Origin of the sequence: Meishania litoralis (assembly GCF_042611095.1) — a bacterium.
GTDB classification, from domain to species: Bacteria; Bacteroidota; Bacteroidia; order Flavobacteriales; family Flavobacteriaceae; genus Meishania; species Meishania litoralis.
Genome location: NZ_JBHFPV010000006.1, coordinates 18,072 through 38,449 on the forward strand (window position 1 = coordinate 18,072; position 20,378 = coordinate 38,449).

Below are 20,378 nucleotides of genomic sequence, written 5' to 3' on the forward strand. Positions count from 1 at the left end.
AATTTTATTACCAAATAGGGATTACAACATATTCTAAAAATACTCGTTGAAGGTGAAGAAAAAATCGTTGCTTAAGTCAAAATTAAAACTAACTTACAACAAAAGTTAATTAAATGTTAAAAAATAGTGTATTTCGTCGAATATAAAAGTTTTTTATCGTTCTATTTAATTCTTTTGCGGCAATTATTAACTCAATTAACAAATTGTATTTATCAGGTGTTCTGCGAACCAAGTAGAGAAATACCAATAACCAAAACAAACGATTAGGCCCACAGATGAAACTACCCCACGTAAGAGCTGTTGTTTCAATGGCCTTTTCCACGCTAATTCTTTTTTTCAATTCTTGTTCCAAAGATTCTGATTTGCTAATCGATGGTGTTTTGAACGATACCAAAGAAAGCGAAGTCTTAATAGAAACTCATGTAGTTACCGATCGATTTGAAGTGCCGTCCAATTCAACGGTCGTTTTAGATGTGCTAGAAAATGATCTCTTTCTAAATCCTGAAAATGTGATCATCACGGAAACTTCCACACCTAAAAATGGAACCGTCATAATCAATGAAGACTACACAATAACTTACACTTCGCACAGTGCGTTAGATAATGAGTCCTTAGAATCTACCGAAACAGAGGAAGAATCTAATGTTCAGGTCGAAGAATCGATAACCGAAGAACCTGTACAAGAAGAAACCGCTGTCGAGGAGGAAACCCCTGTCGAAGAATCGATAACAGAAGAACCAGTTCAGGAAGAAACCGCTATCGAAGAGGAAGCTCCTGTCCAAGAGGAAGCTCCTATAGAAGAGGAAGCCATTGTAGAGCAACAACCGCCTGTTTCGGAGCCTGAGGTTTCAGAGCCCTCCGAATCAGAAGAAGATACGGCCCCAGGAGAAAGTGATAGTTTCACTTATACTACGCAAGTTCAAGAAGAAGATGGTAGCACTAGTACCGAAACTGGAACGGTTATCATCAATGATAACGGTGAATTCACGGTAACGGTTGACGCTAATTCTAGATTTGTCGCAACCAATGGTAGCTCCGGAAATGATGGTAGAAGCGAATCAAGGCCTTGGTCATTATCATATGCCGTTCAAAATGCCCAACCTGGCCAGACAGTATTTATTAAGAAAGGCTACTATCATGAATCTTCTATTCTGAAATTCAAAAACAATGGCAGCAGTAATAACCCAATAGTTTTTGTAGGATATAATTCGTCACCAGGAGATATCGTATCCGAACCATATAGCTCTTTTGATTATGGAGACAACCTTAATTCGTCTAATTTCCCAATTGTAGAGGGTAACTATGACCGGGTGTTTTTACTCGAATCGAATTATGTAGAATTACACAACATAGCGGTTACAGGTACTAATAGCTCCCCGGGATCTAGAGGCCACTATGCTTTTGATATAACCGGCAATCACAATACACTCAATAATTGTGTTTTTACCGATATGGGCACCCCCGGCAACAATGTCTATAATGGCTTTGGTGTAATAATAAGGGGCGGTGACCACAATCAAATTGTGAACTGTTATGGTGAGGACGTCGGTGCAGAAGCTTTCTCCATTTGGGATGGGGGTACCCATAACCGCATCGCCTACTGCGATTTCAGAAATGATGACTATAATCTACAAACCGACTATCAGTTCACTACCAAACAAAACAGTTTTAACAATCTTACTGCCGATAACACCATAGAGAATAATCGAGCCTATCGCTACCATACAGGATATCATAGAGGCCATGGACTTAATAACAAGGGAGGGAGTAATAATCTTTGGCGAAATAATTTTATATACCGGTTGCCTATGCAAGTCGTTTTTGCAACATCTTTTGACAACACTTTCAAAAACAATAAGGTGGAAGGAGACGAATCAGGCCATATCAAAATTTCTTCCGGTGCGCACCACAATACATTTGACGGCAACTATGTTGAAGTAGATTATACAGGTTTAGTATTTATCAGTCAATATGACGATGCTGTTCCTGACAGCTCGGTTGGCCGAGTAAATAACGGTCATGACAATACTATTATTAATAATATTTTCGTAGGTGGCGCAAGACCTTTGACCGTTGGCACGGGCAGTCGATCTGGATCAAATTGTGAAAATAATACAATTGCGAATAATATCTTTTATGGCCAGAGACTACCATTGCATATAGAAATGAACGTTAGCAACATGAAGTTAATCAACAACATTTTTGCAAACAACACCAATACCGTCGGAACATGGTTGCAACACTCCGGCGGAAGTCTTGATATGACCGTGGCCAACTGCAATTTTTACAATAATGTTCACCCTACACCCAGTGGTTCAGGCTTCTCGAACATTTCTACCAGTAATCCCAGATTTGCCAACCCGAATGACGGGGATTTTTCTTTGAACTCCGACAGTGACCTCATAGATGCAGGGCAATCAACATCTTTTTCTACATCTTTCAATGGAAAATCAAGGCCAAGTGGAAATGGGTTTGATATAGGGGCCTACGAATATTGATTGTATATTCCATACTTCCATCTAAACGAATAATATGGTTTCTTACTGATTTCGATCAATCGATGACAAAGCTTTTTTCTTCTTAATGCTTATTTTTGTGATTATTTATTAATTACAAAATATCTTGAACAAAATTCAGCTTGAAAACGATTTGACAGGAACTCTTGATTGGCAAATTAGCAATCCGGCCACAAAAAGGGAAATTGAAGGTTATGCTTCCAAAACAAGTATTGATCAGGGTGAATCCATATTACTTTTTGTAAATACCGAATCCGATTTTTTTTCCATTTCAATTTATAGGATGGGATGGTATAATGGACTTGGCGCACGCCAAATTAAGACTATTGTGGACCTGAAAGGCACAAAGCAACCCATACCTCTACCCGACCCTAATTTTGGACTGCTCGAATGTGATTGGAAAAGTCCGTATACTTTAGAAACTGATTCAGAATGGACCTCGGGTGTCTATGTAGCAAAATTAGAGGAAAATGACAAAGGCAAACAAAGCTATATACTCTTTGTTGTCAGAAACGACAAAACCTTTCATGACATTGTTTTCCAACTTCCTGTAACTACCTATCAAGCCTATAACTTTTGGGGAGGAAAATCACTTTATAATTGGGGAAGTGGTTCAAATACTGATTGGGGCACAGTATCTGGGGAACATGCCAAAAAGGTATCCTTTAATCGTCCATATGCGTGCAGCAACAATAAAAATGCCGCTTTCGGCATGGGTGCTGGAGAATTTTTTACAAATATTCAGCCGGTAACCACACATTTTTTTCCCATTAGCAGTGCTTCTTGGGACTACAATATGGTCAGATGGTTGGAGAAGAATGGTTACGACCTTGGCTACATAACCAACTGCGACACTCACAGAAATCCTACGGCATTGAAACGGACCAGGGTTTTAATGTCGCACGGCCATGATGAATATTGGTCTCATGAAATGAGGGTAAATATCGAAAAAGCCCTTGGCCTTGGTGTTAATCTCGCTTTTTTTTCATCAAATACCATGTTTTGGCAGATTCGATTTGAACCAAGCGCAATAACTAAAGATCATGACCGCACATTGGTCTGTTATAAAGATTTATCCGACCCTGTTTCTGACAAGTTTTGCACCGTAAATTTTAGAGATTCTCCAGTTGACAACCCTGAATCCAAGTTAATCGGTGTACAACATTTTATGGATCCGGTTGATGGCGACATAATTGTTTCAAACGAAGCCCATTGGATTTTCAAAGGGACCCATTTGAAAAATGGCGATAAAATCAAAGGATTGCTAGGATATGAAATCGACACCGTCACCGACCACTCGCCCAAGAATATTGAAATTTTGACAACCTCTCCAGGGAAAAATCTTTTAGAGAATAACTATATATATATCATAAAACAAATTCGTCAAAAGATTCTCAGGAAAATGAACAAACTTACAGGAAACAGTAAGTTTGTGAGGAATATACCATATATACTTGGTGCTGTTATTCTTTGTTCAATTGGTTATTTAATGGATAAAGAATTGGGGGCATCTGCAATTATCATATTCATGCTATTTCTTTTTTTAATGATACTTTTGTGCATAATTTATGTCCACCGACGAGTAAAATCCCAGAATCGATCCTTATCGACAAAGGGAAGCTCAAATATGACATTATATACAGCTGAGAACGGTGCCAAAGTTTTTTCGACGGGATCGATGCAGTGGTGCTGGGGTCTAGACGACTATAATGTCCCCAAACTAAGGACCTCTCGTAAGCATGACGACGCCGAAACGATAACCCGAAATATTCTATCGGATTTTTTATCGTGACGTTTTAATTTAAAAATATTTGCCGAATATCTCATCCGTATGTCCGGTTTTTTAAAATCATTTTCATCCATTTTTACCCTTATTTTTTCTAATTTATTATGGGCAAATAGACTTAAACCGGATATTTATCGTTACAATTTCAGAAATAACCAATTTTACTTCCGCGAAAGTATATTTTAAATAGAATTTAATGAGAAAAGTTGCATTGATTACAGGTGTCACCGGTCAAGATGGCGCATACCTGAGTGAATTTTTATTGAAAAAAGGTTATGAAGTGCACGGCCTTAAGAGAAGATCTTCTCTTTTTAACACGGACCGAATTGATCATTTATATCAAGACCCTCATGTTGAAAACAGAAACTTCATTCTTCACTATGGTGATATGACCGATAGTACGAATCTGATTCGCTTGATTCAAGAAATACAGCCAGATGAGATATATAACCTGGCCGCCATGAGCCACGTACATGTTTCTTTTGAAGTACCCGAATATACTGCAAATGCGGACGGGTTGGGCACATTGCGAATTCTGGATGCCGTACGACTATTGGGCTTGACAAAAAAAACCAGAATATATCAGGCATCTACCTCAGAACTATATGGTAAAGTTCAAGAAGTTCCACAAACTGAAACCACGCCCTTCTATCCAAGAAGTCCCTATGCAGTGGCCAAAATGTACGCCTATTGGATTACTGTGAATTATCGCGAAGCATATGGCATGTATGCCTGTAATGGAATATTGTTCAACCACGAATCACCCATTAGAGGCGAAACTTTTGTTACAAGAAAGATTACACGTGCCACTTCAAGGATCGCCTTGGGGCTACAAGACAAGCTTTATCTTGGAAATCTCGATGCCCAGAGAGATTGGGGACATGCCAAAGATTATGTTCGAATGATGTGGATGATCTTGCAGGCCGATGAAGCCGAAGACTGGGTAATAGCCACAGGAAAAACAACCCCAGTTAGGGAATTTGTAAGAATGAGTTTCCAGGAAGTCGGCATTGAACTAGAGTTCATAGGTGAGGGAGTCGACGAAATAGCAGTCGTTAAATCGTGTAAGAATCCCGACTACCAAATCGAATTAGGCAAAGAGGTACTTGCCGTCGACCCGAAATATTTTAGACCCACCGAAGTGGACCTATTGATTGGAGATGCCTCAAAGGCGAATAACAAACTTGGGTGGATTCCGGAGTACGAACTTAAAGACCTTATCAAAGATATGATGCAAAGCGATATAAAGCTTATGCAAAAGGATAAATTTTTGCAAACTGGTGGGTATAGAACGCTAAACTATTTCGAATAAAGAATGAACAAAGATTCTAAAATCTATGTAGCGGGCCATCGAGGTTTGGTCGGTAGTGCAATTGTAAAGACCCTTAAAGAAAAAGGATATAACAACCTATTGACACGTAAGCATGCCGATCTTGACCTGACCAATACCAAACAAGTAGCTTCTTTTTTTGAAGACGAAAAACCCGAATACGTCTTTCTGGCAGCGGCCAAGGTTGGGGGCATTATTGCAAACAATGTGTATCGAGGCGAATTCATTTATGAAAACCTGATGATACAGAATAATGTAGTTCATCAAAGTTATTTAAATGGGGTAAAAAAATTAATGTTTTTGGGCAGCACTTGCATATATCCAAAAAATTGCCCTCAACCGATGAAGGAGGATTATCTGTTGACCGATACTCTTGAATATACCAATGAGCCTTATGCAATTGCCAAAATTGCAGGAATAAAACTTTGTGAGAGTTATAATATACAGTATGGGACGAACTTTATTTCGGTCATGCCGACCAACCTGTATGGTCCAAACGACAACTTTGATTTAGAGCGTTCACATGTGCTACCGGCATTAATACGAAAAATACATTTGGGTAAGGCCTTGGAAAATGATGAATGGAATATTATATCCAAAGACCTTGATAATTTGCCAATTGAAGGAATAGACGGGAAATCGACCAAAAATGAAATATTGAAAGTATTTGAGAAATACGGAATTAAAAAAACAGTTGATGGTACGATTGCCGTAGAAATATGGGGGACCGGCAAGCCAATGCGAGAATTTTTGTGGTCTGAAGACATGGCGGACGCCTGTGTATTTTTAATGGAGCACAGGGATTTTTCGGATGTATACCGCCCAACATCCAAAGAGATTAGAAACACACATATCAATATTGGTACCGGAATCGATATTTCAATTGCCGACCTATCGGAACTAATAAGAAATCAAATAGGCTTCAAAGGTAAATTTGAATTCAACACAAGTAAACCTGATGGCACCCTAAAAAAATTAACCGATGTAACCAAGCTCAATCAACTGGGGTGGCAACATAAAATATCACTTGAAGTGGGTATAAAAAAACAATATGAATGGTATTCGAAGTCGTATGGGCATTAGGTTTAGGTATAACATTGTTGACTCTATTCCTTTATCATAGGTCAAATATTTTAAACTCTGTGCATGGGACTCGGTGACAAAATGTTCAAAGGAATGGCTTGGAGCGCAATAGAGCGTATTTCTATTCAGGCTGTCCAATTCGTCATCGGGATCGTCCTTTTGAGAATTCTTAGTCCGCCTGAATTTGATATTATAGCCATACTACTTGTTTTTATTACAATTTCCCAAGTTTTTATCGATAGTGGTTTTACCAAGGCCCTAATTCAAAAGCAGAATCGCACCAACGACGATATTTCCACTGTATTCATCTTTAACATCGTCATTAGTCTGGTATGTTATGCATTACTTTGGTTGGTCGCCCCTTTAATTGCTAATTTTTATCAAATAGAAGAGCTTGTTCTTTTGCTCCGCGTACTGGCCATTTCGCTAATAGTCAATGCACTTTTTACGGTACCGGTTACGCTGTATACAATCGAGCTTGACTTTAAGGTTATTACCAAAGTAAATTTTCTCTCTTCAATAATATCAGGTGCAATTGCCATCTATATGGCCTACGTCGGCTTTGGGGTATGGGCACTTGTGGCTCAAACCCTTATAAAATCGGTGCTTACGGCAATCTTGATATGGTTTGGTCTTAAATGGAAGCCCAACTGGGTTTTTTCCAAGGGCTCACTTAAAGAACTCTTTTCATACGGTTCGAACCTATTGATTTCATCGATCTTGAACACCTCGGTGAACAAGTTATATGAGTTGGTTATTCCAAAAGTTACATCGCCAGGAAATTTGGGCTACTATACTAGCGGCACCAGAATAACCGATTTCATCTTCGGCATTATGAATGCCGTTTTAGAAAGAGTACTTTTACCTGGGCTGGCAAGCTTGCAGGATCAAATCGAAACCTTGGTTAAACACACCAGAAGTATTATTCGAGCTACGGCATTGATAACAGTACCTATATTTATTTTTTTGGCCACTGTAGCCGAACCACTTATTCTGATATTGATGACCGATAAATGGTTGCCGGCCGTGCCGATTATGCAAATTTTCTGCATAGCAAGGGCCATAACCATTATTTCTGGGATAAACGTAAATCTTCTTTATGTAATAGGAAGGACAGATTTGGCCCTTAGACAACAATATGCCAAACTTTCTATTCGTGTAGTGCTATTAATAGCGGCGTTGAAATACGGTATTTTGTTTATTGCATTGGCCGAATTGGCATCGACAACAATACATTTTTTTATCAACACGTATTATCCTGGTAAAATCATGAAATATGGATCACTTAATCAGATCAAAGATATGCTTCCTATTATTTTTTCAGGTTTGATCATGTCGTTATGTGTTTTTCTGATAATAGGCCGGATAGAAAATAATCTTGCAAAATTGTGCCTAGCTCCTGTTATTGCAATACCAATTTATTTCACTTTTATTCGTTTATTCAAAGTACAAGAATTGCAAATGCTTTTGACAAAAGCTAAAGGGCTCAAAAAAAAATAACCAATATTTAGAAAACATAATTAGACAATGAAGAGTACCGTTTGCTGCATTTTCAATATTGGGCCACATTATCGAGCATCTATTTACAAGCTAATGGACCAAGAGCTGAAATGCGATTTTTATTTCGGTGATAAGGTCGAGTCCCCAATTAAGTTAATGGACTATACTAGTCTAAGGGGTTACAAGAAAACCGTCAAGAATAAGAAAGTGCCCGGTACAGGCTTTATTTGGCAAAAAGGTATTTGGAAACTCGCCTTCAAGCCGTATAAACATTATATTTTAAGTAGCTCTTCTGGTTATTTGGCGAACTGGATACTTGCTCTTTTCGCAATCATTCAGGGAAAAAAGGTCTATTCATGGACACATGGCATCAAAGGAAATAATACCCGGGTCAGGATGTTCATGGAAAAAAACTTCTACAAATTGTGTCATAAAGTATTTCTATATGGAAATCAGGGCAAGGAGAACATGATTCAAGCTGGCTTTTCGCCAGACAAATTAGTATTGGTCTATAATTCTCTGGATTACGAAAAGCAGCTCGCCGTACGTCAAACCCTGAAACCCTCCCAAATTTTTATGGATCATTTCGGAAATGACTTGCCAGTCATACTTTATATCGGAAGAATACAAAAATCAAAAAAAGTAGACCTTTTAATTGAGGCATTAAAAAATTCAAATGCTCAAAAAAAGTTCTATAATTTGGTTATCGTTGGCAAAGATGTTGAAAACAATGATATTCCTAAACTGGTTGAAAAATATGGCCTTAACTCTCAAGTCTGGTTCTATGGCCCATGTTATGATGAAGAAGAAATCGGACCTCTTTTATACAATAGCGATGCATGTGTTTCACCTGGCTTAATTGGTTTGACTGCCATTCATTCCCTAACTTATGGAACACCCGTAATCACAAGTAATGATTTCATAAGTCATGGACCGGAATTTGAAGCAATTGAAGAAGGTGTTACAGGTAGCTTCTTTGAAGAAGGAAATGTAGAAAATCTGTGTTTGAAACTTTCAGAATGGACAAATCTAAGCCAAAAAGAAAGGGAGAAATCAAGATTAAACGCCTACAGGATTATCGAGGAAAAATATAATGCGGCCTCTCAGATTAAGACCATAAAAGAAACTCTAGCTTTACGGTGATGAAAGTACTCTGGGTAGTCAATACTATTTTTCCGGATCTAGCTGTTGAAATAGGCTTAGATAAGCCAGTGGTAGGCGGTTGGATGTATGGCTTGTCAAAGGCCTTGGCACAAAAAAATGTTACGCTTACCATAGCTACCGCCAAGACAAATGTTTCGGGGTACTATGGCAAAGTTGGCTCCATAACCTATTATCTAATAAACGGTAAGAAACCTATTACGGAATACGACCCAACGTTAGAGGTTCAATGGCGGCGGATAGTCGACCGTGAAAAACCTGATTTAATTCATATTCATGGTACCGAATATGCCCCTGGTTTGGTTTTAATAAAAAATCATCCTTCCATTCCTTGTGTGATCTCAATTCAAGGTTTGACACATATCATAGCGAGATATTACGCTGCTGGAATTTCAAAATGGGAGATTTTTAAAAACATCACCTTTAAAGATATTATAAAGCGAAACTCCATCTCAAAAGCACAAAAACATTACCAAGTAAGAGGTAAAGAAATCGAACATCGATATCTCTCTTTGACCAAAAATGTTATTGGAAGAACACAGTGGGACCATGACCATGTAAAGACAATTAATCCAAAACTAAAATATCATTTTTGCAACGAGTCGTTACGCGATGCCTTTTACAGCTCTGGGAAATGGAACATAAAAACGAAGGTTGATTTTTCCATTTTCTTGAGCCAAGCGGGTTACCCTCTAAAAGGTTTCCATAAAGTCGTCGAAGCATGTTTCCTTATCAAAAACGATTTTCCTGAATTAAAAATACGGATCGCCGGTAATGACATATTAAAAAATTCGGGTGGTCTTAAAGAAAAATTAAGGCGCGACGGTTATGGAAAATATGTTCAAAACTTGGTGCGAAAATTTCGCATACAAGACAATATCGAGTTTCTTGGTTATCTTGATGAAAAACAAATGATTAAAGAATACCTTGATTGCAATGTTTTTATCTGCCCTTCCAGTATCGAAAACAGCCCTAATTCATTAGGTGAGGCACAGATTCTTGGCGTACCCTGCATAGCTTCTTATGTTGGCGGCATACCCAGTATGATTGAAAATGGTGAAACAGGTCTATTATATAGATTTAGTGAAATCGAACAACTAGCAAAGCACATTAGTAGAATATTTATCGACGAAAAATTGGCCCTAAAACTTTCGAAAGGGGGTATTAATGAAGCCGAAAAAAGGCATAATAGAGCAGCAAACTTAGAGCAACTTCAGTCGATTTATACGGCTATTTTAGAACAATAGATTAAATTAGAGTCATGCTAACCTTAGTAAAGAAAATAGTAATTTATGCAACCAATACATTGGATTTATGGTACAATAGATTTATTATGAACCATAAAAAAGTTGAATTCGTCTCTTTTCCTAAAATTAATGGAAGAATATTTATAACCGGAGGCGGTAAACTAAAACTTGGTGATAATGTAGCCTTTAATTCAGGAAAATATTCAAATCCGATCGGAGGGGATACTAGAATGACCATTTCTGTTGCTAAGGGTGCCTTGCTCGAAATCGATGATTTCGCAGGTATATCGAATACAGCGATCATTTGCCATGAAAAAATGAACATCGGAAAGCATGTTAAGATTGGTGGAAACGTGAAAATTTATGATACTGATTTCCATTCTTTAGACCCTTTACTAAGAAGTAATTCTGAAACCGATAGAGGCAATACAAGACCTGTAAAAATAGGGGACTTTTGCTTTATTGGGGCTCACAGTATAATCCTCAAAGGAGTTGTTATCGGCGACAATAGTATAATCGGAGCCGGGTCGGTGGTCACCAAATCCATTCCTGAAAATGAAATATGGGCGGGAAACCCTGCAAAATTCATCAAGAAATTAACTTCTTAACCGAAATCAGTATTTCAAATGATCTCATTGTTCAAGTATTTTAAAGATATTGGTTTGCCCATTATTGCCTTCATGCTTTTCTTCTTGATAGATCCATTTAAAATGGGCCATTTAGGAGGATATGGAGTTACCTTGTTAGTCCTTTCAAAAAAAGAACTAATTAGTTCTCAAATCGATGCAGATGTCGTCGTACTTTTTTTCTTTTCGATAGTGTACGCAATATTCTACACCTTTACGCCAGATTTTAGCGTTCAAGGAACCCTATTCTATGTATTCTTCCCAACCGCATTTTTCTTATTAGGAAAATACGTGGTCATAAAAACAAGAAGAGTCAAAGACCTCTACTTATTTTTCTTTGTTGTCGGTTTTCTTTTTTCCCTTACTGCGCTATTGTCTGTCGGCCTAAATCTGATTGAGGGTGGTTTTAAACAGTTTGAACGAACAATTCCGTTGTTTTGGAATGGTCACTTGGTATCGGCAACCTTGATGGGGTCATTTTTTACCTTTAATATGTGCATTCCTGCACTTTTGATCGTACAACAAGGAAAATTGAACCTTATACAGAAATTGGTGGCGATGGCCATATTTGTTGCTTCTCTATTATGTACTTTTCGACTAGGAAGTAGAACCCAATCGGTAATTGCTGTTTTTTTGACTGTTATAGCACTTATCTATATAATTCCCAGACAATCAAGGGATAAAAACCTTAGGCTAATAATAATGTTAGGTGTAGTTGCCATTATGGTATATTTGTATGTGCCACTAAACCTTGACGCCGATTACCTTTCAGTTTTGGGAAATCGATTGGATGATAGTAAAAATACCGCAAGTGCGGGAGGGAGAACAGAACGTTGGACTAAATCATTATACAACCTTTTTAGAAAACCTCTTGGTTGGAGCTTTGAAGAATTCGGCTATAGTCATAACCTTTGGTTGGACGTGGCCCAGGTTACAGGACTAATTCCATTTTTTGCGGTCCTTTTTTTTACGTACAAGAACATTAAGAAAACCATAAGGGCAGTATTAAAAAGAGGTGGAGATTTGTCGTTCAGGACCATGATCCTAGCATTTACAATTTCCGCCAATCTCCTTTTTTTTGTAGAACCAGTGATGCAAGGTACGTTCTATATGTTCGTAGTGTATTGTTTTTTTCAAGGAGCAATTAGCAAATACTACTTTTTTATAGAAGATTTGCCGGTTACGGGAAAAGAAAAAATCCAATCAACATCAAATAGATAAGGCTTTTTTCAGTTAAAAGCTTTTTGATCGGCCTCAGATAGCAGTAGGTCTATCATATTCAAAGTAACCGCCTTTATGGTATCTGAGTCCCGGCCTTCCATACCGGCTTCTGCGCACCAATCCGTACTTGATGTATTTAGAATCAATCCAGAACCGGGTTCACGCTGCAGTACGACCCATGCGGCATTTGAGTTAGGTTTGCGCGAAGCCAGATCATATCCAATCAAATCATATTTATAAAAACCATACGGATTGTTCAAAATAACCCCAGGCTTGACTGAAAAATCAAGATCCGCTCCATCATATTCATGGGTCTTCACCCATAATATATCATGCATCTTTATATCAAGTCCCTTGAAAATCGGCGATTCGGGTTTGACGATTTTAAACCCGTCCCAACCGTCATCCGATTTCTTTCCATAACCGCCATAATTGAAATCAACCCCTATGGACTCAAGTGTAGAATAATGTAAAAGGGTATCCGGCCAATTTATAGTTTTAAGAAGTATATCCCCTATTGGGTCTGATTCGAAATCCTTGTAGCAAATCATTTTGCTTCCATCCGAACTATAGCGCACTTGCCACCACATGGTATTTCCGCTTAAAATCAAGGCATTTTTTCCCTCATCGATAAATCTGTCAAAGTTTATTCTCGCTTTTCTTGTCCAATATTCTGAATGACCAGGTATTATCAGCAACTTTGCATTTTCTATATTCTCGTAGTCATCCATATCCTGATCACAGATGTATCCGATTTTATATTGCTTTTGGTTAGCTATCCATATTAAAAATTCGGTTGAGTGAACTGGTAGACCAATGGGTCGCTGAAAAGATACTATCGGGGCTGCAACGTCGGAGGAAGAATTATAGTCGTAGAGGCTCTTTCCACCGCTATTGGCATACGCATTCTCTGTATTTGATGAATATAACACCAAAATGTCAAAGGGCTCTGATGGCCTCACAACAAAAGGTATCTCTTCTCCAAAAGTGTACACCCCACTTCTTAGATTCGGAACGGCAATCTCCAAGGTGGGGGAATATCCAAAACCATTGGTATAGGGTTTATCATTCGACATCTTTTGCGAAAAAATCTTCGTATTATATGTTTTGACCGGATTGCCCTGTAAATCATTGATAGCAACCTCAAATTCTTCGTTAGTACTTCTTCCGTTCAAGTATAGTTTTAGGGAATCACCGACCCGATAAGAAATCTTATCCGTATACCCATCAACGATTGGACCACAAGATGCTAATAAGCAAAGGGCCACAGAATAGATTATGGTCATCTTCTCGTTTTTCATACTTTGTTAATTAAGTTTAAGTTTTGATTAGCTTTTCTCTTATTTAGGTTTGCACCCAATATTTCATTATAAAGCCCATAATATCTATCCGCAATTCTTTCCCAATCATAGTTTGAAAAATCGATTTCTTCGTTCAAATATATTTCATAGTTATGCAAGATTTTGCGTAGACCTTTTTCGATCGAATCAACCGATTTGGGATTTACAAACTCACCTACCTTATGCTCAAATGTATGATCAACACCTTCGTTTTGTGAACAGACAATTGGTAAGCCTTGCGACATGGCCTCCAGATACACCAGACCAAAAGTTTCACTTATGGATGTCATTGCGAAAATATGGGCATTTTGATACACTATTTTCAATTCTTCCTTGTCGTAAATTGGGCCATGGTATTTTATAATGTCACTGTATTGAGATGCCAACTCGGTAATTTTTTTTGCATCGGCGCCGCCTTTTCCTACCAAATCCAATCTTAATGCCCCGTTCACCTTTTGTAGATGTAAAAAAGCCGATATCAGCCTTTTTACGTTTTTGTTGGCGGTAAAATTGCCAATGTACAATATTCGCGATGGTAGAAGAGTTTTTCTAGCCCTTATATTTTTAAACCAAAAATCATCAATTCCGTTACTTATGGTTAAAGACTTCTTGGCCAAGATTTCTTTTATAGGTTTGACATATGACAGATTATAAAACTTGCTTTCAATGGAACAACTTATGAATATAATTTTACTGGCATTTTTCAAAACTTCCTTAGCCACCGTGTGAAGGTCGGGACGATATTTTGAAAACGAATTTACATCGCTTCCCCTAACACCTACTACATATGGTATGCCCCAAATTTTATTGATTTTTAAAGCAAGGGCGCCGTCACTATAGAGTGTAGTGGCATGCATAAAAGTATAGTCTCCGATATTAATTTTATCCATTAGGTCATTGTACAAAAAATTTATTTTTTTTCGAAAAAGTATACGATGATATTTCTTCATTGGCCTAGAGCCAATTACATGAAGACTCGAAGCTTCAAAATATCTCTTGAAATCATCAATTTTGTTTGGTCTAACGGAATAAAATATAGATTGTTCGAGACCTTTTTCGGCCAACTTGGAATACAGGTTCTCATGGACCTTACTCCCAATCAAGTCATTGCATATATGGAGGCATCTCATAATTTGATGAAGAAAATTATCGGTTGAATTTTTGTTGGTCGAAAGAAAAACGAAAAAATTCGTTCAATATTACGATTTATAAGCAAATTGAGTTGGTCGAAAAGCCACAATTTTTTTGGCTCCATTAACATATAAACAATAGCTAACCTATATTGGTCTCCAACAAATAATTATGAACAAATCGTTAGAATTCAAGTTTAAAACCTAGCTTGCCGTTGATAATACCAACCCTTACTTTATTACTAAATTCGTTTAAAAAACTAAAAGTTAAACTTAGTTGTTGATTGAAGAAGAACAAATTAGCTAATTTAGTCCTCGTTCAATACTAATTGATTCATATAGACCGTTAGTAGGTTAACAAATTTGGACATTGAAACCATAAACATTAACCATTTGAAGAAACAAAATTTACGATACGCTATCGTTGGATGCGGTAGAATAGGCTCTCGCCATGCGGGACACGCGGCAAATAATGGCAACCTAATAGCAGTGTGTGACATCATTAAGGAAAAGGCAGATGAGCTCGCAAAGAACTATAATGCAAAGGCATATTATACCCTTGAAGATATGCTTAGGGATACCCCTGATGCCGATATGGTAGCCATATGTACCCCAAACGGCCTACATGCTGACCATTCCATAAAGGCATTAAAAGCAGGTTTCCATGTTCTATGCGAAAAACCCATGGCCATAAATGTCTATGACTGCGGTGAAATGATCAAGGTCGCCGAAAGTGCCAACAAACGCTTGATGATCGTTAAGCAGAACAGATTCAATCCTCCTGTAGAAGCTGTTAAAAAACTACTTGCCGAAAATAAGTTGGGCAAAATATTTTCAGTACAGCTAAATTGCTTTTGGAATAGAAACCCCGATTATTACATGAATTCCTGGAAGGGAACCATGAAATTAGATGGTGGGACCCTTTATACGCAATTTAGTCATTTCATCGACTTATTATATTGGCTTATAGGAGATGTAAAAAACGTGCGTGCCTACGGTGGAAACTTCAATCATCAAGGTATCACCGAATTCGATGATAATGGTGTCGTGGCCCTAGAGTTTTATAATGGTGCGATCGGAAGTATAAACTACACGGTCAACAGTTATGAAAAAAACATGGAAGGTTCACTTACGATATTCGGTGAGAAGGGAACGGTAAAAATTGGAGGGCAATACTTAAATGAGCTGGAGTATCAGAATATCGAAGGAACCGAAGTAAAAAATCTGCCTGCGGGTAACACAGCTAATAATTATGGTCAGTATCAAGGGTCTATGTCGAACCATGACCGAGTTTATGAAAATGTAGTCGAGGTTTTGACCAAGGATGGAGTAATCTCGGCAAATGCCTTTGAAGGAATGAAAACAGTCGAAATCATTGATAAGATTTATCAACAAATAGATAACCGCAACAAAAGTGTATAAGAAGCTTAAGGTAGGTATCAAGGATTGTTCTTTTGGTAATAATGTTACAATTGTTGAACCAGTTAACATATATGGTTGTAGTATCGGCGATAACTGCTTCATCGGGCCCTTCGTTGAAATTCAAAAGGATGTCATTATAGGAAAGCGAACCAAAGTTCAGTCACACAGTTTTATATGCGAGTTGGTAACCATTGGTGACAACTGTTTTATCGGCCATGGTGTGATGTTCATAAACGACCTGTTTTCCAAAGGCGGGCCTGCCCAGGGAGATAAGACCCTTTGGAAGCGAACACGTATTGGCAACAGGGTCTCCATAGGCTCAAATGCGACAATACTTCCAGTGAAAATATGTGACGATGTGGTAATCGGCGCAGGTGCGGTAGTTACCAAAAATATTGAAATAAGCGGCGTATACGCCGGAAATCCAGCAAGAAGATTAAAAAAATGAAAATAATAAAATTCCTTGACCTGAAATATCAGTATGAAATGCTGAAGGAAGATATCGATTCCGCAATAAATGATGTTATTTCGAATTCAGCCTTTATAGGTGGTGAAGAATCCACACGTTTTCTCAATGATTTTGCTGACTTCCAAAATGCAGAACACTGCATAGGCGTGGCCAATGGAACCGATGCGATTGAAATTGCCATTGAGGCCTTGGAATTGCCTAAAGGCTCAGAAATCATTGTTCCTGCCAATAGTTTTATTGCCAGTTCAGAAGCGGTGACCAGATTGGGCCACAAAGTTGTGTTTTGTGATTGCAATCCTGACAACTATACGATTTCAATTCCAAGTTTGAAAGCAAAGATTACCCAAAATACAAAGGCTATTGTTGCAGTTCATCTTTATGGTCACCCATGCGACATGGAGGCATTGCTTAAAATAGCCAATGAACATAGTCTAAAAATCATAGAAGATTGCGCTCAAGCACATGGGGCCGAATTTAAAGGGAAGAGAATAGGCGCACTGGGCGATATTGGAGCCTTTAGTTTTTATCCAGGTAAAAATTTGGGGGCTTATGGAGATGCAGGGGCTATAGTAACCAACGATAGCGATTTGGCGGTTAAGGCAAAAATGATTTCCAATCACGGACGAATCGATAAGTATAACCATGTTTTCGAGGGCAGAAACAGTAGACTCGACAATTTGCAGGCCGCAATTTTGAATGTTAAGCTCAAAAGTCTGGAGGAATGGACCAAAAGGCGAATAGAAATTGCTGACTACTATATGGAGAACCTGAAAGATTTAGATGAGATCGTACTACCCAAAAGAGAAACTTGGGCTAGACAAGTCTACCATCTGTTTGTTATTCGGTCAGAACGACGTGATGTGCTGCAAAAATTTCTTGAACAGCAAGGAATCCAAACAGGTATTCATTATCCCATTGCGCTACCTAAGTTAAAGGCTTACGAATATTTGGGTCATGGCCATAGAGATTTTATTGCCTGTCAATTAGACACCAAACTTCTTAGCCTACCAATCGGTGAACATTTGACCCTTAATGATGCAGAGAAAGTTGTACATGCCATAAAATCCTTTTTTAATAATCCATGACCTACGATGTTACCGTAATAGGAGCCGGCATTGTTGGTCTTGCAGTGGGTTATAATCTCATAAAGGAGCGCCCCGGTATTTCGCTGGCCATTGTTGAGAAAGAAAGTGAGGTGGCCATGCATCAAACGGGTCGCAACAGCGGAGTCATACACTCCGGTATATACTACAAGCCCGGAAGTAAAAAGGCTATTAATTGTAAGCTTGGCTACGATTTAATGGTTGATTTTTGCATCAAAGAAGGAATAAAACATGATATCTGCGGTAAGGTAATCGTCGCCACTAACAAAAAGGAGGAACTAAAACTACAAAACATTTATGCACGAGGAAAGGAAAATGGATTAGACGGCCTTAAACTTTTACAAAAGGAAGAATTGACCGAAATCGAACCCAATGTTTCGGGCATAAAGGGAATATGGGTGCCACAAGCTGGTATCGTTGACTATTCTTCGGTCGCTAAGAGATTATACAACATTTTGCTCGAATATAATGTTGACTTTTTACTCGGAAAAAAGGTCAACGACATAAAAACCTCTATTACAGGATATAAAATACAATGCGATGATACTGAAATCAACACTAGTCATTTAGTCAATTGTGCCGGCCTCTATTCCGATAAAATAGCAAAGATGAACGGCGTTGACCTTGAAGCAAAGATAATACCATTTAGGGGTGAATATTATTTATTGAAAAAGGAGAAATCCTATTTGGTCAAAAATTTAATCTATCCAGTACCCGACCCAGATTTCCCTTTTTTAGGGGTACATTTTACGCGAAGAATAAATGGTAGAATTGATGCCGGACCTAATGCCGTACTAGCTTTTAAACGAGAAGGTTACTCCAAAAGTGATATTGATATCGGCGAGCTATTCGAAAGTCTTTCCTACCCAGGTTTTGTCAAAATAGCCTTGAAGTACTGGAATGTCGGTGTCTATGAAATGTATCGTTCTTGCTCCAAGGGGGCCTTTACAAAGGCACTTCAAAAGTTGGTGCCTGAAATTACCAAAGAAGATTTAGAAGCAGGACCTTCTGGGGTAAGGGCACAACTTTGTCATAAAAATGGGCAGTTAGTTGATGACTTCATGATAAAATATACACAAAACGCAGTTCATGTCGTTAATGCGCCCTCTCCGGCAGCGACCTCATCATTGTATATTGGAAAAGTTATCACTAACAAAATAATTGAATTGTTATAAATGAAAAATATTTGGTTTATCAATCAATATATTTCAAGCCCCGACATAGAAGGTGATGGGTACCGTCATTATTATATTGCCAAGAATTTAGCAAAGAATGGATACAGAACAACGCTTATTACTTCATCTTTCGCACATGCGCCCTACCGCCACAACAAAATTAAAGGTTTATTCAAGCTTGTTAACACTGAAATAAAGACCCTGATTCTTAAGGGCAATGTATACAGTGGTAACGGAATAGGTAGAATAATGAGTTGGGTTTGGTTCAGCTTAGGGCTATTGATAGTTCCGTTCATCTCCAAGAAAAAGATCCAGGCCCCAGATGTGATCGTACTATCTTCATTACCTATTCTACCAATATTGAACATAGTTTTAATGAAATGGCTTTTTTACCCCAAGGCCAAATTTATTTTCGAAGTAAGAGATTTATGGCCCCTATCAGTAATCGAATTGGGTAATTATGGCGAGAAAAATATTTTTATACGTTTTTTGTCGTATTTAGAAAAGCTCTCGTATAAGAAGGCAGATCTTATTATATCAGTTATTCCCAAGGCCGACTTGCACATCAGGGAAGTCCTGGGTCACGCAAATTTCAATTTTAAGTGGATTACAAACGGTTTTGAGATACCTGAGAGAACGGTAAAACTGAATCTTGCCGATGTATTGGATATTGATATTTCCAAATCCAACTTCAATATTGCTTATGCCGGAACCCTAGTGACCGCAAATCCTTTGGACACGATAATAGAGGTTGTTGGCAATCATAATGATAGAAGGGTTCAGTTGTATATTTTAGGTTGGGGACCAGAAAAAGATCGCATAATAGAACTCTCTAAGAACTATGACAACATACACTTACATGATAGAATACCTAAAAAATATGTGACTGAATTTCTAAGTCGTATGGATTTACTTTTTATGGGAAAAGGCACCAAAGAATCCACCATATATAAATTTGGTACCTCACAATTGAAAACATTCGATTATTTCTATGCTGGAAAGCCTATAATACAGGCATTGAACTCCAAAGAAAATCCTGTGACCTATGCTAAAGCAGGTTATGTTGTACAACCGGAAAATGAAGAAGAACTTTTAGAACGTATTGATTATTTTTTGAATCTCGATATTACTGCTCGAAGGGAATATGGCAATAGAGGCCACAAATATCTAATGGAAAATTGTACCTATAAGCAGATAAGCGTAGAATTTCAAAAATGTATTGAAAAACTTTTATAATTACCGAAATAAGCTATTTTTTGATGGTCAGCC

17 protein-coding genes are annotated in these 20,378 nt (G+C 38.0%); 15 read left to right on the forward strand and 2 right to left on the reverse strand.

The genetic code is table 11. The features are described from left to right. The first annotated feature begins 275 nt into the window (after positions 1-275). The 9 genes from ACEZ3G_RS15810 to ACEZ3G_RS15850 all read left to right on the forward strand — a co-directional run bounded on the left by ACEZ3G_RS15810 (position 276) and on the right by ACEZ3G_RS15850 (position 12,470). A complete protein-coding gene (locus ACEZ3G_RS15810) occupies positions 276-2,498 on the forward strand; it encodes a choice-of-anchor Q domain-containing protein (protein WP_432426493.1) in 2,223 nt (740 codons plus the stop codon). A 124-nt stretch (positions 2,499-2,622) separates the two neighbouring features. After that, positions 2,623-4,308, forward strand: coding sequence for a N,N-dimethylformamidase beta subunit family domain-containing protein (locus tag ACEZ3G_RS15815; protein ID WP_432426494.1), 1,686 nt, complete (start codon positions 2,623-2,625; stop codon positions 4,306-4,308). A 190-nt stretch (positions 4,309-4,498) separates the two neighbouring features. Continuing rightward, entirely contained in the window at positions 4,499-5,614 is a 1,116-nt protein-coding gene (gmd, locus tag ACEZ3G_RS15820) for a GDP-mannose 4,6-dehydratase (protein WP_432426495.1), read from the forward strand. Positions 5,615-5,617: 3 nt separating this feature from the next. Then, positions 5,618-6,715, forward strand: coding sequence for a GDP-L-fucose synthase family protein (locus tag ACEZ3G_RS15825; protein WP_432426496.1), 1,098 nt, complete (start codon positions 5,618-5,620; stop codon positions 6,713-6,715). Positions 6,716-6,778: 63 nt separating this feature from the next. Beyond that, complete coding sequence (locus tag ACEZ3G_RS15830; RefSeq protein ID WP_432426497.1) at positions 6,779-8,215, forward strand: lipopolysaccharide biosynthesis protein; 1,437 nt, start codon at positions 6,779-6,781, stop codon at positions 8,213-8,215. A gap of 207 nt (positions 8,216-8,422) precedes the next feature. Beyond that, positions 8,423-9,358, forward strand: coding sequence for a glycosyltransferase (locus tag ACEZ3G_RS15835; RefSeq protein ID WP_432426498.1), 936 nt, complete (start codon positions 8,423-8,425; stop codon positions 9,356-9,358). Continuing rightward, on the forward strand, positions 9,358-10,623 hold the full coding sequence (locus tag ACEZ3G_RS15840) for a glycosyltransferase family 4 protein (protein ID WP_432426499.1): 1,266 nt from the start codon (positions 9,358-9,360) through the stop codon (positions 10,621-10,623). The genes ACEZ3G_RS15835 and ACEZ3G_RS15840 overlap by 1 nt, the downstream gene beginning before the upstream one ends. A 14-nt stretch (positions 10,624-10,637) precedes the next feature. Next, complete coding sequence (locus tag ACEZ3G_RS15845) at positions 10,638-11,231, forward strand: acyltransferase (RefSeq protein ID WP_432426500.1); 594 nt, start codon at positions 10,638-10,640, stop codon at positions 11,229-11,231. 18 nt (positions 11,232-11,249) lie between these two features. Beyond that, positions 11,250-12,470 (forward strand): O-antigen ligase family protein, encoded by a 1,221-nt coding sequence (locus ACEZ3G_RS15850; protein ID WP_432426501.1) that lies wholly within the window; start codon positions 11,250-11,252, stop codon positions 12,468-12,470. A gap of 8 nt (positions 12,471-12,478) precedes the next feature. Here the strand turns inward: ACEZ3G_RS15850 and ACEZ3G_RS15855 are convergent, their stop codons facing one another. Continuing rightward, positions 12,479-13,771: a N,N-dimethylformamidase beta subunit family domain-containing protein gene (locus tag ACEZ3G_RS15855; RefSeq protein ID WP_432426502.1), complete on the reverse strand. Its 1,293-nt coding sequence runs from the start codon at positions 13,769-13,771 to the stop codon at positions 12,479-12,481. Then, entirely contained in the window at positions 13,768-14,700 is a 933-nt protein-coding gene (locus ACEZ3G_RS15860; RefSeq protein WP_432426503.1) for a glycosyltransferase, read from the reverse strand. Before ACEZ3G_RS15860 ends, ACEZ3G_RS15855 begins: the two co-directional genes overlap by 4 nt. Before the next feature lie 78 nt (positions 14,701-14,778). On the opposite strand from ACEZ3G_RS15860, the gene ACEZ3G_RS15865 reads away from it, so the two are divergent. From ACEZ3G_RS15865 to ACEZ3G_RS15890, 6 genes are all read left to right on the forward strand, one after another. After that, complete coding sequence (locus ACEZ3G_RS15865) at positions 14,779-14,967, forward strand: hypothetical protein (protein WP_432426504.1); 189 nt, start codon at positions 14,779-14,781, stop codon at positions 14,965-14,967. A gap of 366 nt (positions 14,968-15,333) precedes the next feature. Continuing rightward, entirely contained in the window at positions 15,334-16,362 is a 1,029-nt protein-coding gene (locus tag ACEZ3G_RS15870; RefSeq protein ID WP_432426505.1) for a Gfo/Idh/MocA family protein, read from the forward strand. Continuing rightward, complete coding sequence (locus tag ACEZ3G_RS15875; RefSeq protein ID WP_432426506.1) at positions 16,355-16,810, forward strand: acyltransferase; 456 nt, start codon at positions 16,355-16,357, stop codon at positions 16,808-16,810. Before ACEZ3G_RS15870 ends, ACEZ3G_RS15875 begins: the two co-directional genes overlap by 8 nt. Next, positions 16,807-17,916, forward strand: coding sequence for a DegT/DnrJ/EryC1/StrS family aminotransferase (locus tag ACEZ3G_RS15880; protein ID WP_432426507.1), 1,110 nt, complete (start codon positions 16,807-16,809; stop codon positions 17,914-17,916). Before ACEZ3G_RS15875 ends, ACEZ3G_RS15880 begins: the two co-directional genes overlap by 4 nt. After that, entirely contained in the window at positions 17,913-19,109 is a 1,197-nt protein-coding gene (gene lhgO, locus ACEZ3G_RS15885) for an L-2-hydroxyglutarate oxidase (RefSeq protein WP_432426508.1), read from the forward strand. The genes ACEZ3G_RS15880 and lhgO overlap by 4 nt, the downstream gene beginning before the upstream one ends. After that, entirely contained in the window at positions 19,110-20,345 is a 1,236-nt protein-coding gene (locus tag ACEZ3G_RS15890) for a glycosyltransferase family 4 protein (protein WP_432426509.1), read from the forward strand. It begins immediately after the preceding gene. The last annotated feature ends 33 nt before the right edge of the window (positions 20,346-20,378 follow it).

What these genes read in the sequence shown, in the direction of transcription:
- lhgO (WP_432426508.1), top strand. Translation starts at nt 17,913, where the DNA reads ATGACCTACGATGTTACCGTAATAGGAGCCGGCATTGTTGGTCTTGCA.
- ACEZ3G_RS15825 (WP_432426496.1), top strand. Translation starts at nt 5,618, where the DNA reads ATGAACAAAGATTCTAAAATCTATGTAGCGGGCCATCGAGGTTTGGTC.
- ACEZ3G_RS15850 (WP_432426501.1), top strand. Translation starts at nt 11,250, where the DNA reads ATGATCTCATTGTTCAAGTATTTTAAAGATATTGGTTTGCCCATTATT.
- ACEZ3G_RS15880 (WP_432426507.1), top strand. Translation starts at nt 16,807, where the DNA reads ATGAAAATAATAAAATTCCTTGACCTGAAATATCAGTATGAAATGCTG.
- ACEZ3G_RS15840 (WP_432426499.1), top strand. Translation starts at nt 9,358, where the DNA reads ATGAAAGTACTCTGGGTAGTCAATACTATTTTTCCGGATCTAGCTGTT.
- ACEZ3G_RS15860 (WP_432426503.1), bottom strand. Translation starts at nt 14,700, where the DNA reads ATGGATAAAATTAATATCGGAGACTATACTTTTATGCATGCCACTACA.
- ACEZ3G_RS15865 (WP_432426504.1), top strand. Translation starts at nt 14,779, where the DNA reads ATGAAGACTCGAAGCTTCAAAATATCTCTTGAAATCATCAATTTTGTT.
- ACEZ3G_RS15855 (WP_432426502.1), bottom strand. Translation starts at nt 13,771, where the DNA reads ATGAAAAACGAGAAGATGACCATAATCTATTCTGTGGCCCTTTGCTTA.
- ACEZ3G_RS15810 (WP_432426493.1), top strand. Translation starts at nt 276, where the DNA reads ATGAAACTACCCCACGTAAGAGCTGTTGTTTCAATGGCCTTTTCCACG.
- ACEZ3G_RS15890 (WP_432426509.1), top strand. Translation starts at nt 19,110, where the DNA reads ATGAAAAATATTTGGTTTATCAATCAATATATTTCAAGCCCCGACATA.
- ACEZ3G_RS15845 (WP_432426500.1), top strand. Translation starts at nt 10,638, where the DNA reads ATGCTAACCTTAGTAAAGAAAATAGTAATTTATGCAACCAATACATTG.
- gmd (WP_432426495.1), top strand. Translation starts at nt 4,499, where the DNA reads ATGAGAAAAGTTGCATTGATTACAGGTGTCACCGGTCAAGATGGCGCA.
- ACEZ3G_RS15830 (WP_432426497.1), top strand. Translation starts at nt 6,779, where the DNA reads ATGGGACTCGGTGACAAAATGTTCAAAGGAATGGCTTGGAGCGCAATA.